Below are 15,069 nucleotides of genomic sequence, written 5' to 3' on the forward strand. Positions count from 1 at the left end.
TGGTTTTAAGGGTATCACAACTAATCATAGACAGGAGACATGTAGCATGTATATCAAAGAGGTTGCAGCCAGTCTTTACCCGTGGGATTTGGCAGATGAGGGCGTTGAGACCTGCGTGGATAATGTTGTTGAGCATAGCCTTGTCAACAGTGTATATCTTGTTGGCATCATGCATAAGGAGAAGCGGCCGTTAACCAGCCTGTTCTTCACCCACAATCCAAAGCGGAAATTTTATTTGCCGGAGGACAGCCGTGTCTATTATCCGATGGATGAAAACAACTTCAAAAACACTCCACTAAAGCCCCTATATACGACAAGAGATTTTCTGAAAGGCCGGGATTGGCTCGAGGAGCTCACTGTGTATGGGAGAAAAAGAAACCTGAAAACCGGTGCGGAAATCTCCCACAGCTTTTTCGATTGCGAGGTAGCCAAAAAGGAGTTCCCGGATGTGCTCCAGAAAAATATCCATGGTGGTATTATTGAAAATTATTTTTGCTGCAACAATGATGATGTAAGGGAATACATGAAGGCGATCTATTACGATACCGTCAAAAATCATGATATTGATTTTATTCAAACCTGCATGCGGCTGTTCGCGATTGGCGAGCCTGTCAAAGCACCTTGGTTTATGGAAAATGATCCCCATAACAAGGTTGGAACCTTGCTGGGTGTTGTCAAAGGAGGCTGCTTCTGCAACCATTGCCGGGAAAAAGCAACCAACCAGGGATACGATTGGGATAAAATCGTCAGCGATCTCAAGGAGCTGGAGCTGATGGCGAATGCAACGGCTTCCAAAAATCTCGACTACGTGATGGATAATCATCTTCTGATGGGAGGCGATCTGCTGGAGGCCGGCTTCCTGCTGGAAAATCCATCCTTGCACCTGTTCCTGGAGTTCAGGATGAAGTCGGTAACGGGGCTACTGAAGGAAATTAATGAATCCATTAAAGCAGCCAATTCCAAGGTGGACTTCCGTTACAACAATTACCTAAGATACCCTGAGCTTGCCGGGCTTGATTATGTAGCGGTCAAGGACTACCTGGATTCGGTCAGAGACTCGGATTATTCCGAGCAATTAGGAGCTCCCGACCATTTTAAGCGGAAGAAAAACACGATTCTTAAGATCAGGCGCGGCATTGGCTATGATAAAGATTTGATTGCCGCATTTGCACCCAGGCCCAATGCAACTCCCGAGCTGGTGCGTGAAAGCATTCGTATATTAAGCACACTGGGAGTCGATGGGTTATCGCTGGGGCATTACGACGGTGCCACCTTCGAGCTGCTGGATGCGGTGAAACAGGGGATGCAGGAAGCCGGAATCGAAATCAGAAGATAATAGGGTAAATAGTCGAAAATGGGTATGGGGAGCGAATTATGGCGAAAATAAAAATATCCGAGCTAGAACAAACCATCCATCAATTGTTGCATGCTGCTGGTTTAAATGAAGACAATGCGAGTATAGCTACAGAAGTATTCATGAGGGCTACACTTCGCGGTGTGGGACATCATGATGTGTATGATCTCCCCGGTAGGCTGGAGGGTCTTAGCAAAGGCAAAATCAAAGCAAATCCTGAGATGGTGCTAATTCATAAATATGCCGCTTTGGAAAACTATGAAGGAGATAATGGCTTGGGCGAGCTGGGTGGCATGTTTATTATGAAACGCGCCCAGCAATTAGCGGATGAGCATGGCATAGGGCTGTGTGCGATTCGCAATTCCAATCATTTATTATCATCAACGCCATATCTGGAGCAACCAGCAGAAGAGGGCTATATCAGCTATATTATTACCCGGGGAGCACCCACGATGGGCGCTCCAGGAAGAAAAGAAAAAGTCATTGGCACAAGCCCAATGGGCTACGCCATTCCGACTAATCGAGATTATCCGATCATGTTTGATGCTTGTCTAGCCTATGCTTCCAATGGTGTACTATCGGATAAAACGCGAGCAGGTGAGGAGGTTCCTTCACATTGGGGGCTTGATGTAGATGGCAAGCCAACCACCAGCCCTGGTTTGATCAGTAAAGGCACCCGATTGCCAATCGGCGGCCATAAAGGCTTCGGGCTTACTTTATTTGGTGAAGTTATTACCGGTATTCTGGCCGAAGGGCAAATTATCGATGAGCCGCAGCCCGGGAGTGGCTTGGTCGGAATCCCTTCTCACACCGCTATATGCATTAAGGCTGGCGGCTTGCTGGGTCAGCGGGAGTTCACCCATAAAACGACCGAGATTTTGGAGCGAATGGAAGCCAGGGCTTCCGGCTTGCAGATACCAGGTCAGCATTCCTACCAAAGAAAAGCCAAATTATTAAGCGAAGAAACGATTGATTTGACGGCGAATCTGCTGGATAAGCTTAATGAATGGGCTCAGAAATTCAATCTTAAGACGTTGGAGTAAATACTTCGTTTTGCCGGGCTTCTTCTTGAATTAACACTTGCTACAAGGAGGGTGAAAGCCCTCCTAAACAGCCGGCATATAATTAGTTGAATAAGTTATAAATTGAATAGTTTTGAAATTATGGAGCATTTCTTTGTAACGAGAAATGCTTTTTATCTTTGTATAAAATGGGTAGGCATGCCACTCTTCTATCTCATGGCGGAGATAGACGACGCCCCAGGTGTCATACTACTTGGAATGGTCATGATTTTTGCTTCAATGGTTATCGCAGTCTTTACTGCCGTTCTCCAAAGACTTTTACAAGAAGCCCAATATTGATGTGATGCTTGCTAAAAGGAAGATGAGCGTTACAGAACTTTCAGAGAGAGTTGGAATCACAATGGCTAATCTTTCAATATTGAAAAATGGAAAGGCAAAAGCAATTCGATTAACCACTTTAGAGGCGATTTGTAAGGCTTTAGAATGTCAGCCTGGAGATGTTTTAGAATACAAAAGTGACGACGAAGATACTCAAGGATCAAATTTATAAAAGGGGAATCATTTCTTGCCTGTATATCATCACCAAACATGTCTAGTTGTTAAAGACATGTTTTTTTGGTGCGCAGCATGAGGCGTACGAGAGTGTAAGTGTGTTATAAGCGGTAAATATTTAATTAGTGTGTTTTAAACAGGTGATAAAATATTATATACAACCTTATAAATATATTTATATTGTGTGTTAAATATAAATAGTGTACATTATAAACAAATAAATCAAAAGAGATAGTTATATGTAGTGGTATTGGTAGATCAAGAAGAAACTACGTGCTAGCAGATAGGAGACGATAGTATGGCAAAGGTGATGAAAAAAATAATAGCTGGAAATATCCATTATAATTTGGCTGAATCAAAATTAGTAGAAAAAGCATTGGAACGAAAGGAAGGACAGCTTGCATCCACTGGAGCTTTACAGGTTTTCACGGGAACCTATACGGGCCGTTCCCCTAAGGACAAGTACGTTGTTACTGATCCGTCTGTCACCGAGCAAATTGATTGGGGCTCCCTTAATCAACCTATTTCTGAGTTTCAATTTGAGCAGTTGTATCGAAAAGCGCAACAATATATGGTTGAAAAGGAACTGTTTATATTTGACGGATTTGCAGGTGCAGATCCTGAATATAGACTTCCAATCCGAGTAGTTAACGAATATGCATGGCATAATTTATTTGCCAGCCAACTGTTTATCCGTCCAACCGATAAGGAGCTGATGGCGCATTCACCGGAATTTACGGTGATCGCACTGCCAGGATTGAAGGCTGATCCAGTAACAGACGGAACCCGTTCTGAAACGTTTATCTGCTTATCCTTTGAGAAAAAGATGATACTAATTGGAGGAACCGAATATGCAGGCGAGATGAAGAAAGCTATTTTCAGTGTGCTTAATTATCTCTTGCCCTTAAGAGGAGTTCTACCCATGCACTGCTCAGCAAACGTTGGGAAGAAGGGTGACAGTGCTCTTTTCTTTGGCTTATCTGGTACGGGGAAAACGACTCTTTCTGCCGATCCGAATCGCCGTTTAATCGGTGACGATGAGCATGGCTGGTCTAATCAAGGGATTTTTAACTTTGAAGGCGGCTGCTATGCAAAATGCATGGGCCTTTCCGAGGAAAAAGAGCCACAAATATGGCGAGCGATACGTTACGGGTCCATTTTGGAGAATGTTGTGTTGGATCCCCAAACTGCAATTGCTGATTATAACGATATTCGGATTTCAGAAAATACACGTGCTGCTTATCCAATCCATTATATTGCCGATGCAATGATCCCTGGGATGGCAGATCATCCGAAAGTGATCCTTTTCCTAACGGCTGATGCATTTGGTGTGCTGCCTCCGATCTCTAAACTGACCAAAGAACAAGCTATGTACCACTTTTTATCAGGATATACCTCAAAGCTGGCAGGTACAGAGAGAGGGATTACTGACCCGGAAGCGACTTTTTCAACGTGCTTTGGAGCTCCCTTTCTTCCTCTTCATCCGAATGTATATGCGCAACTGCTGGGTGAAAAAGTAGAGGAGCATCAGGCAAAAGTTTATATGGTTAATACAGGGTGGTCCGGAGGGCCATATGGTGTAGGAAAACGAATAAATCTGACCTATACTAGGACAATTGTAACTGCTATTCTAGACGGAAGCATCGAGCAGCAGACGTTTACTGCCGATCCAATATTTGGTGTGTTATGTCCTGAATCGCTGCCGGGAGTTCCAAGCAACGTGCTAATCCCGCGAAATACATGGCAAGACAAGTCGGCGTATGAAGTGAAAGCTACAGAATTGGCTGGACTATTTATTAAAAACTTTGAAAAATTTTCAGGGATTAGTGATGATATACTATTGGCCGGTCCAAGAAAGACAACATAAACCAAACAGCCACTCTTGCGCATCTATTTTGCGAAAGATGGCTGTTTTTTCGTATGAATCAATGCTATCTAGGATATTACAAGGGATATCATAATTTAAGAGGGTATTTAATGTCGCAAGTCTAAGACATTAAATATCCTCTTTTCCGTTACTTTTCATAGGCGTACAGTGATGGATATAATCAAAAAAATCCACTACATGTTATTTAATCTAACATAATTAATATAGTTGGTTGACAAATCTATGTTATATAAGTTAATATAATTTTAATAAATGATAATCAATTATCAATTATTAACGATTTCAATTCATCACTTTCTAATTTATTTCTTGTTTTATATGATTTTATATCAAAAACCTGACATGTGGAGAGGTGGACATAGCAAGTGAGTGCAGAAAAGACGTTAGATATCTTAGATTTATTTAACTTTAAAACCAGAGAATTGACAGTGCCTGAAATTGCACAATTATTAAACCAACCACAAAGTTCTGTTTATCGTCATCTCAGGGTTCTTAAGGAAAAAGGGTATGTAATCGAGACAAACGGAGGGATGCATAAACTCGGATATCGGTTTCTGGAAATGGCAAAGATTGTTCGGACAGATAATAGCATCTCTTCTCTTGCTCTTCCCGTAATGCGGCAATTAACATCAGAGACTGGGGAAACATCTATTCTTACCATCATATCCGGACTGAATGTGGTTTGCTTAGAAACCGTAAGCCCCTCCCAGCCCATTGAAGTAACAGCCGAGCAGGGGCAGATCATGCCACTATACGGAGGTGCATCCTCGAAAGCACTATTGGCTTACTTGCCTGATGAAACGGTTGTCGAGTTGTTTAAACAAGGAATCGTAAAAAAGCACACCTCGAGGACTATTCTCGATATTGATCAGCTAAGGCAAAATCTCAAAGAGATTCGAGACAAGGGTTATGCCGTATCCGACAGCGAGCTGGACGAAGGTGTTCTGGCCTACGCTGTACCGATTAGGGATTCGGATAACATCGTAATTGCATCTCTAACTATTGCAGGGCCCCGGGAACGAATGCTTGTAAAAGATGCAAACAACATTATTGATCATCTCCAATCAGGGATTAATGAAATACAAAAATACTTATAAAAAAACATAAAGGGGGCAGATTTCGATGGATATATTTGATTTGGTGGTAATAGGTAAAGTTGTTTTAGAGAACGAGGTTGTAATAGCAGAGATTGGTGTTAAGAACGAAAAGATTACAGCCATCTCCAGAGATATTGGTGTATTAAAAGGGAATAAGACTCTGGACTTTGGCCAGTCTTATGTGTTTCCCGGCATGATCGATGTCCATGTTCACTGCTTTAGCAATCCTAATGAAGGCTTTATTCCTACAAGCTCATCTGCAGCGGTCGGTGGTATAACAAGCTTCATGGATATGCCATACGACCTCCCGAATCCAATTAGCAATGTAGCACAATTTAACAAAAAAGTTCACCAATTAGAGCAGGAAGCCTTGGTTGATATTTGTCTGTGGGGCACGATCTCCAAGACAGGTGGAACCGATCAGATTATTCCACTGGCTGAAGCGGGGGCGATTGCTTTCAAAATGTCAACATTTGAAACCGACGAATATCGTTTTCCAAGAATTCCGGATCCGGAGATCCTTAAAGCCATGGAGCTTATTAAAGAAACAGGGCTGCGTGCCGCTTTTCATTCAGAAAACGATGAAATTATTGTGGATTTGATCGACCAGTATCAAAAATCCGGCAAAGTTTACCCAAGGGCACATATGGAAACACGGCCCCCTGTTACAGAAACAAGTGCGGTTTTGAAACTGATGGAGTTTGCCTATTGGACAGGCGTTAAGTTGCATATCGTTCATGTCAGTCATCCGCGTACGATCGATTTAATTAATTTATTTAAAAGTCAAGGTGTTCAGGTTACTTCTGAAACCTGTTTCCCCTATTTGCTACTTGATGTAAATGACTTAGACCATTTCGGTCCAAAGGCAAAAATGAATCCACCTCTTCGATATCCTGAAGATTCAGATGGATTGTGGAAACACCTGCAAGCTGGTAACATCGAACTCATTTCTTCGGATCATGCACCATGGGGACCGGAGAAAAAGGATATCGGTAAAGACAACATTTTCCTTGCTGCATCCGGTTTACCGGGACTGGAAATTATAGCTCCACTTATGTTTGACAGTGCAGTAGCTAAAGGGAATCTAACTCCGCTGCAATTTGCCAAATTGATGTCCCAACATCCTGCCGAGGTTTTCCAAATCCCAGGTAAAGGTAAGATTGCAGTGGGCTATGATGCGGATTTTGCCGTCATTGACCCGGACGCAACTTGGATTATAGATGAGACCAAGTTCCGCTCTCACTCTAAATTGTCACCGTTTCATGGCAAAAAAATTCAAGGTAAAGTCGTGCATACCATTGTCCGAGGCACATCGGTATATGATGGCACTGATTTAACGGTAAAACCAGGGTTCGGAAAGTTTATTGCAGGATCGGCTGCTAAAAAAAGCTTAGTCGGGAGTGAATAATCCTGTCTATTCAAAACTTTACCGTACTGCTGGACAAGCTTCTGGATTTAAATTGGGAGGATCTTTCGGAGTCGACAATTGAACGAACCAAATGGATGATTGCTGACACTATGTTTGCTGCCTGGTATGGCATGGGTTCCAAAGAACTGCAAAATTATGTGAACGCCGTAGGTTGTAACCAAGCGGATGCCGTAAATACAATTCCTATAGTGGGGAGCGGACTCTACACCACACCTTACCATCATGCCATAATTCATGGAACCGCGATTGTCTGCAATGAGCTTGATGAAGGCAATCAGTTCGCCAAAGGACATCCAGCAGCACATATCTTTGCACCTGCGTTCATTGCGGCTATTGAAAACAATGCATCCGGATCTGATTTTATTAGGGCGTTCATCATTGGATACGAAGCTGCATCAAGGCTTGCATATGCCAGCAATATGAAAGATGACATGCACCCCCATGGAACTTGGGGTATCATCGGTGGAACCGTGGCGGCAGGTATTTTGCAGAAAAAAGAGAAAAAACAGATCATCGAAGCCGCCCTTCTGGCAGCGACACTTCCCTTGACTACTTCATGGGAAGCAGCGGTTACAGGGATGACGGCAAGAAATCTATATACGGGTTTAGGAAGTCTGGTAGCTTATCAAGCTTTACAATTTCAGTCCTTTGGATTTCAGAGCAGTGCGCATGTAGTCGATCACGTGTGGGGGAGCCTCCTATCTGAGAGAATGAATTACGAATTATTTCTTCAAGATTTGTGGTCGCCTCCTTTACTAGAAAAAAATTATTTTAAATTGTATCCATCCTGCCGTTTCTCGCATTCCGCCATAGATGCGATGCTGAACTTGTTGCAGGATGAACAAGTGGTTATCGAGCAAGTTGAATCAGTCAAGGTCGATACTTATAATTTGGCAGCGCGTCTGGATAATCCTGATCCAAAAAATGATTTAGCGGCAAAGTTTTCAATTCCGTTTTTGCTCTCTACACTTTTACATGGCAATACGCTTTTTAATAGCTTTAATGAATCTGTTTTGTTTGATCCGTCGGTCCGTAGTTTAGCCAAAGAGATTAACGTCTGTGAAGATCCAGAAATGACGGAGCTTCTTCCCAATAAGCGAGCAGCGCGGGTCACCATTACATTGAAGAATGGCAACTCCAAAACGTCTTATGTTGATGCGGCTTCTGGTGGATATGAACAGTCCTTTCCAACAGCGAGAATGATGGAGAAGTTCAAACAGATGATGGCGTCCAGCTTGGAAGAGCAGCAGGTAGAGCGAATCGTCCAGGCAACGCTGGTATTAGATGAAACAAATCCATTCAAGCAATGGGTCATTGCACTCCAAAACTAACCGAGAGAAGGGTTCAACTATGAAAAGAGTACTCATTATTTTATTCATGCTTTCTTTAATTGCCAGCATTACCGCTTGTGGAACGAAAACTGATACAACACAAGGAACAGCTCAAAGTTCCGCGGCCCCTGCCAAACAGGAAGCGGTAGCGAACGATACACTTGCAAAAATCAAAAAAGACGGAAAAATCGTTATCGGTACGACTGGTAACTTCCGCCCTTATTCGTACATGGACAGCAACAACCAGCTCGTTGGATATGACATTGAATGGGGTAACATGATCGCTAAGGAATTAGGAGTTAAAGCTGAATTTGTTACAGGGCAATTCGCAGGCTTAATTCCCGGGCTGATTGCTAATAAATTCGACGTTCTGATGTCCGGAGCCAACATTACCGAAGAACGCAAACAATCCATTGATTTCTCCGCATCCTATTCTCAAGACGGAGCCGTCGCTGTTATTAAAAAAGGCACGAATGCCGTACAAGACATCGCTGATATTAAAGGGAAAGTCGTTGGAGTTAATGCAGGTTCAGCTTTTGAAGCGGCTGTAAAAAGAATTGGCGGGTATAAAGATTTAAAGACGTACCCAGGTGCAGCTGAAAGCTTTGCAGACTTGCTTGCAGGTCGTGTCGATGTAGTTGCGATAGGTGTGGTTTCAGCTGCCGAATATATCAAGAACTCTCCATCGGGCAAAGATATTGAAATGGTTGGCGGGACGTTTGAAGTCAAAGATGTAGGTGTGGGCTTGCGAAAAAATGATGAGTTGAAAAAGGAAATCGATAGAATCATTGAAATGAAAAAGAAAGATGGCACTTATAACAAACTGACTCAACAATATTTTGGTTTAACATTTGATAAGTAAGTCAACGAGAAGATGTGACAGGGGGGGATTAACTTGAATGCTGAGGTCATAAAAAATGGATTGCCGTTTCTATTAGAAGGCGCATTAGTCACTTTTGAAATTTCCATATTAGCTATTCTGATCGGAACGGTCTTAGGATTTGTACTCTGCATGATGCGATTATCTCATATCCGCTTAGTACAACAAATTGCATTTACCTACATCTGGTTATTTCGTGGTTTGCCTCTTTTAATTATCTTGTTTTTATTCTATTATGCAGCACCTTCAATTGGCATTACGTTGACAGCATTTGAAGCAGGGCTGCTCGGTATGTCACTGAACGCTGCTGCATATAAGGCTGAAATTATCCGCTCCGGCATGCTGGCTGTGCAAAAGGGACAAATTGAAGCGGCTGAAGCGATTGGAATGAATCCTTTTCAGATCATGTTTCGGATTCGGATTCCACAAGTGATACGACTGATTATCCCGCCGTACATTAACAACTCGGTTGTTTTGTTAAAAGAATCTGCTCAGGTTTCCGTCATTACGGTTCCCGATCTCATGCTCAATGCGCAAACTCAATACAGCAGCACTTATCTTCCATTAGAGACACTTGGCGTTGCTGCTGTTCTATATCTGATTATGACAAGCTCCCTCATGTTGGTTCAGACATGGACTGAGAAAAAGTTGAAGGTTGCCCAAAACAACAGATAGCCTATGAAAATGACGTTAGGGGATATGCGAATGACTACGATTGAGTTGAAAAAAATTCAGAAAAAGTACGGAGAAAAAGTCGTTTTGGACAATGTCAGTTTGAGCATCAAAAAAGGGGAAGTCGTTTCTGTCATCGGCCCCAGTGGTGCAGGAAAAAGCACCTTGCTTCGCTGTATTAATTTTCTAGAGGTTCCCTCGGGCGGCGAAATCATCATAGAAGGTCAACCTATTCAATATTCGGTAAACAGTATTGGGCAGTTAACTTTGATGTCCAAAATCAAAATGAGTAAGGTACGAAGTAAAGTAGGCATGGTTTTTCAACACTTTAATTTGTGGAAACATAAGACGGTATTGGAGAATATTATTGAAGGTCCTATCATTGTTAAGAAAAAGACTAAAGCCGAAGCGATTGAAAAAGCAGACGAACTTTTAAATAAGGTTGGCTTGTACGAGAAACGAAATGATCATCCTAGCGATTTATCAGGAGGCCAGCAGCAGCGAATTGCTATTGCCAGAGCTCTTGCCATGGAACCCACCGTGATGTTGTTTGACGAATGTACCTCTGCCCTTGACCCTGAACTCGTCGGAGAAGTCCTGCAAATTATGACGGATCTTGCCAAGGAAGGCATGACCATGATGATCGTTACTCATGAGATGAGGTTTGCTAAACAAGTATCCGACCGAGTTATATTTATGGAAAATGGACGAATTGTGGTGGAGGGAAGTCCCACACAAATATTTGATTCTAATGACAATGATCGAGTTACCCGTTTCTTAAGCAGTATTCAAAATGATTAATAGATATTATTTCATGCGAGTTTCGAAAGTGATTTCGACATAGGCCGAGAGGCAACTTAATAAAAAGGAGGCGAATCAAAAGAATGCAAATAAAACCTAGTATGGAAAAGATTCGGCAGGATATTGATACCTTAGCGACGTTCGTCGATACAAGCAAACCGGGTTGGACCCGTAGACCCTTCACACGCTGGTATGTGCAAAGTAGAGAATGGTTGACGAAACAGATGACGGAAATTGGAATGGAAGTGGAAATCGACGCTGCCTCCAATTTAATTGGTAGAATTCCTGGCAGCGATCCTAACCTTAAGCCCATTATGGTGGGCTCACATACGGATACAGTGACAGGGGGAGGGCGATTTGACGGAATTATCGGCGTTGTAGCCGGATTGGAAATAGCACGCTCACTGAAACAAGCCGGGATTACCCTATGTCATCCGTTGGAAGTGGTTGATTTTACGGCCGAAGAGCCGAGTGAATTCGGGATTTCAACTATAGGCAGTCGTGGCATGGTCGATAATCTTTCGGAAGAAATGTTAGAGAGAAAAGACCCAGCAGGTCTTGTTCTAAATGATGCCATTCTACAGATAGGTGGCAAACCAAGTGCGATTTCAGAGGAAGCACGAAGGAAAGGCGCTGCTGCTTTATATCTTGAGCTTCACATTGAACAAGGACCTGTGTTAGAACAAACGGGTAATAAGCTTGGTGTCGTAACGGGAATTGTAGGCATTCAGCGTTATCGGGTCGTCGTTGAGGGTAGCCCGAACCATGCTGGTACCACCCCTATGAATATGAGAATGGATGCCTTAACGGGTGCCGCACAAGTCATACTGGAACTAGAATCGCTTTGCCGGGAAACCTATGCTGAACCTGTGGTGGGCACAGTTGGAAAGTTGAACGTCGAACCTAACGCATCAAATGTCATCCCCGGTCGTGTTGTATTTGACTTAGAAGTCCGCTCGCTGGATACCGATATTTTAGAACGAATTATTGTTAAATTACAAAAAAACTCGCTTGAAATTGCAGATAAGCGCAGCTTGAAGGTAAGCTTTGATAGCCTGTCCAAATCGGAGCCTATTCTTGTCACCTCGGAGGTGCAAAATTTGGTTTGGGAATCTTGCCAAGCCACGGCGCCTACTATTTCTTTGCCGAGTGGTGCTGGTCACGATGCGAACCAACTTGCAAGAATTACCTCTATCGGCATGATCTTCGTTCCAAGTAAAGATGGAAGAAGCCATTGCCCGGAAGAATGGACATCTTACGAGGATGTTACCTTAGGAGTGGAAGCCTTAACCCGTGCAGTTTTACTTTTTGATGAAAAGGCCTAAGACTTCGTAGATTCCTTGTTAATAGTGTTGTTACCCGGGGAGCGGTGTAGCTGCTACTCCGGGTCTTATAAATTAACACAAAGTATAGACAATCTTTACACTGCCTACATGTTGACAAGATATACTTGAATCATATGCCGAAATGAAAGAGGAGATGATTCAAGTCGCACTAACCTATATCAATCATGAGACGAAAAAGAAATCTTTGAGTATTGAACCTACGATTCACGATACGGCAAGCTTGCATAAGTGTTATGTGGGAGAATGGACGGCTATTGGAGCCAGAAGCCGCATGAATGAAGTCACATTTGGAGATTACAGCTACTGTGTGGATGAAGTGCAGATTAATTATGCCGAGATTGGCAAGTTTTGCTCCATTGCTTCCCATGTTTGCATCAATCCAGGCAACCATCCCATGTGGCGGGTTACCCAGCATCACTCCACTTACCGTAAAACTTCTTATCAATTTGCTGAGTCGGATGATTTGGAATTTTTTGATTGGAGAAGATCCCGTAAAGTTACCATTGGCCATGACGTTTGGATAGGACACGGAGTTACGGTTATGCCCGGCGTGAGCATTGGCACAGGCGCAGTTATAGGATCGGGAGCTGTAGTGACTAAGGACGTAGAGCCATATACGATCGTTGCCGGTGTGCCAGCCAAGCTCATCAAGGAAAGATTCTCTCCCGATAAAGCTCGTCAATTGCTTGAAATCGCATGGTGGGATTGGCCTCGTGACATTTTGCAGGAAAGGTTTGAAGAATTAAATAATCTAGATGCTTTTATTGGTCGTTATGGAAATAAACGGTAATGTAAACACCCTTCTATGTGCATATAGAGGGGTGTTTTTTTATTGTCTGAACATTCTTAACATTATCTTAATTTAATGTTAACACTGCGCTGTTGTAGACAAGTTAACTTCTAGTAAGGGGCAAACGAAAGAATGGAGGTGATACGATGATGCAGGAATCAGACCTGCAGGATGCAACTCCCCGCTATCTTGAGATTGCGGATGTACTTCAAAGCGAGATTGTGAAAGGGAGCTACAAATTAGATGAGCGTTTACCATCAGAGGCGCAGTTGTGCAGTCGTTTTCGTGAGAATCGGTATACGATTAGACAGGCATTAGAACTTCTTATGCATTCGGGAATTATCCGTTCGCATCAGGGCAAGGGACATTATGTTTGTGAAAAGCCGCTTAACCTTCAATATACAATCACACCCAATACGAGGTTTTCTAATGAAATTACTTTGCTTGGTTGTACGCCCAAAGCGAAGCTGCTTAAGCAGGAAAAGTTGATTCCTCCTGAAGACATCGCAGTTGCTTTGAAGCTTGGACCAGAGGAGGACGCGTATCGTTTAGAAATTTTACGATATGCCGACAGTGTCCCTCTCGCATGGAATGTGACATGGCTGCCAAGTAAGTATTTCCCTGGGCTTTTGGATCACACACGTTGCTTAGGCTCTTTGTACGCTATGCTCGAAGGTGTTTACGGTATGCAGCTGCACCGAATATGGTCGACGTTTCAGGCCACGTATCCGACAGCTATGGAGGCCAGCTATTTAAAAATTCCGCCGAATACGAATCTGTTACATATCGAAAGTGTTATGAGGGATGACGATAGGCAACTAGTGGAGTATACATCAGCGAAATATCGTGGGGATTTGTGCCGTGTCTCCATTGAATTTGAACAAAAATGAGTTGGACTAAAAAATTGATGGAGGAAAAAACATGAATAAGTTTCAGTTAGCTTCTAAGCTTTGGAGAAATCAGTTTGCACTACTTGTGGTATTGGTACTGGCTATCCTTGCAGCAGGCTGCGGTCAGAGAATGGCGGATTCGGGCAAACCGGAAGCACAGGCTGCAGGAGCAGCTGTGGTCAAAGAAGTGGATGCACCGAAAATGCCGGAAGTGCTCCGCGTTGGTGTATTGCCAGGCGAAGAAGAAGGAAAGCTTTCACGCGGCAATAAGAAATTCGTTGAGGATTTGGGTATAGCTACCGGGTTGAAGACGGAGCTATTCGTAGGCGATGACTACACAGCGGTTATTGAAGCCATGCGTACAAAAAAAATCGATATCGCTTCATTCGGACCGTTCGCCTATATTATTGCTGCTGAACGCAGCGGAGCTGTCCCGTTTGCCGTGAAAGCAACCAGCTTGGAGGCAGCCTTTTATAACAGCTTGGTCGTCGTCCCTGCTAGTTCAACAGCACAAACGATAGCTGATTTAAAAGGAAAAACGTTTTTGTTCGCAGATCCGGCCTCCGCTTCCGGCCACCTGTTTCCACGGGCCATCTTCATTAACAAATTAGGAGTCAAGAATGAAGATATAGAATCTTTTTTCTCCAATGTATCTTTTTCCGGTGGTCATGATAAGTCAATTATGGCTATTGCCAAAGGCACTGCAGACGGAGCAGGGGTATGTGACACCTGTATACAAAAAGTAATCGACGCTGGACTTGTTAAGACAACCGACTTCCGTATCTTGGCTAAATCCGATCCGATCCCAACGAGCCCGTATACGTATCGTAAAGATCTTCCGGTCGAGCTGGTAGAAAAAATCAAAACGTTTATGTTTGATTACCATACGAAAAATCCTCAATTTTTTGCTAATGGCACCCAAAAATTTTTCCCGATTGAAGATAAAGACTTCAAGGTTGTCAAAGATACGGCCAAAGCACTCAATATGGATCCAGCACAATTATTGAAATAGCAGGA

14 protein-coding genes and 1 pseudogene are annotated in these 15,069 nt (G+C 43.2%); all 15 read left to right on the top strand.

Going from position 1 to position 15,069, the window contains the following annotated elements:
• Positions 1-46: 46 nt before the first annotated feature.
• The 15 genes and pseudogenes from G9U52_RS30485 to G9U52_RS30555 all read left to right on the top strand — a co-directional run bounded on the left by G9U52_RS30485 (position 47) and on the right by G9U52_RS30555 (position 15,064).
• Entirely contained in the window at positions 47-1,336 is a 1,290-nt protein-coding gene (locus G9U52_RS30485; RefSeq protein ID WP_166154806.1) for a hypothetical protein, read from the top strand.
• A gap of 38 nt (positions 1,337-1,374) precedes the next feature.
• The gene (locus tag G9U52_RS30490) at positions 1,375-2,397 is read left to right on the top strand and encodes an Ldh family oxidoreductase (protein WP_166154808.1); all 1,023 of its coding nucleotides are present in this window, start codon (positions 1,375-1,377) and stop codon (positions 2,395-2,397) included.
• Positions 2,398-2,568: 171 nt separating this feature from the next.
• Positions 2,569-2,715, top strand: a pseudogene (locus tag G9U52_RS30495) (DUF2975 domain-containing protein); the annotation flags it as partial.
• Between the two features lie 4 nt (positions 2,716-2,719).
• Positions 2,720-2,926 carry a helix-turn-helix domain-containing protein gene (locus G9U52_RS30500; protein ID WP_166154908.1) on the top strand — a complete coding sequence of 69 codons (207 nt, stop codon included), beginning with the start codon at positions 2,720-2,722 and terminating at the stop codon, positions 2,924-2,926.
• Between the two features lie 312 nt (positions 2,927-3,238).
• The gene (gene pckA / locus G9U52_RS30505) at positions 3,239-4,795 is read left to right on the top strand and encodes a phosphoenolpyruvate carboxykinase (ATP) (RefSeq protein WP_166154910.1); all 1,557 of its coding nucleotides are present in this window, start codon (positions 3,239-3,241) and stop codon (positions 4,793-4,795) included.
• 386 nt (positions 4,796-5,181) lie between these two features.
• A complete protein-coding gene (locus tag G9U52_RS30510) occupies positions 5,182-5,913 on the top strand; it encodes an IclR family transcriptional regulator (RefSeq protein WP_166154810.1) in 732 nt (243 codons plus the stop codon).
• Positions 5,914-5,938: 25 nt separating this feature from the next.
• Positions 5,939-7,321, top strand: coding sequence for a hydantoin-5-propionate amidohydrolase (locus G9U52_RS30515; protein WP_166154812.1), 1,383 nt, complete (start codon positions 5,939-5,941; stop codon positions 7,319-7,321).
• Positions 7,322-7,362: 41 nt separating this feature from the next.
• On the top strand, positions 7,363-8,673 hold the full coding sequence (locus G9U52_RS30520; protein WP_243767662.1) for an MmgE/PrpD family protein: 1,311 nt from the start codon (positions 7,363-7,365) through the stop codon (positions 8,671-8,673).
• Positions 8,674-8,719: 46 nt separating this feature from the next.
• A complete protein-coding gene (locus G9U52_RS30525) occupies positions 8,720-9,535 on the top strand; it encodes a substrate-binding periplasmic protein (RefSeq protein WP_207953314.1) in 816 nt (271 codons plus the stop codon).
• A gap of 33 nt (positions 9,536-9,568) precedes the next feature.
• Positions 9,569-10,228, top strand: coding sequence for an amino acid ABC transporter permease (locus G9U52_RS30530; RefSeq protein ID WP_166154816.1), 660 nt, complete (start codon positions 9,569-9,571; stop codon positions 10,226-10,228).
• Positions 10,229-10,258: 30 nt separating this feature from the next.
• Positions 10,259-11,026 (top strand): amino acid ABC transporter ATP-binding protein, encoded by a 768-nt coding sequence (locus G9U52_RS30535; protein ID WP_166154818.1) that lies wholly within the window; start codon positions 10,259-10,261, stop codon positions 11,024-11,026.
• A gap of 83 nt (positions 11,027-11,109) precedes the next feature.
• The gene (ertE, locus tag G9U52_RS30540) at positions 11,110-12,351 is read left to right on the top strand and encodes an N-carbamyl-l-glutamate amidohydrolase ErtE (RefSeq protein ID WP_166154820.1); all 1,242 of its coding nucleotides are present in this window, start codon (positions 11,110-11,112) and stop codon (positions 12,349-12,351) included.
• 142 nt (positions 12,352-12,493) lie between these two features.
• Entirely contained in the window at positions 12,494-13,162 is a 669-nt protein-coding gene (locus G9U52_RS30545; RefSeq protein WP_166154822.1) for a DapH/DapD/GlmU-related protein, read from the top strand.
• A 146-nt stretch (positions 13,163-13,308) separates the two neighbouring features.
• On the top strand, positions 13,309-14,052 hold the full coding sequence (locus tag G9U52_RS30550) for a GntR family transcriptional regulator (RefSeq protein ID WP_166154824.1): 744 nt from the start codon (positions 13,309-13,311) through the stop codon (positions 14,050-14,052).
• Positions 14,053-14,083: 31 nt separating this feature from the next.
• Complete coding sequence (locus G9U52_RS30555; protein ID WP_166154826.1) at positions 14,084-15,064, top strand: phosphate/phosphite/phosphonate ABC transporter substrate-binding protein; 981 nt, start codon at positions 14,084-14,086, stop codon at positions 15,062-15,064.
• The last annotated feature ends 5 nt before the right edge of the window (positions 15,065-15,069 follow it).

The sequence above is a fragment of the Paenibacillus agricola genome (genome assembly GCF_011440305.1).
Lineage (GTDB): Bacteria > Bacillota > Bacilli > Paenibacillales > NBRC-103111 > Paenibacillus_S > Paenibacillus_S agricola.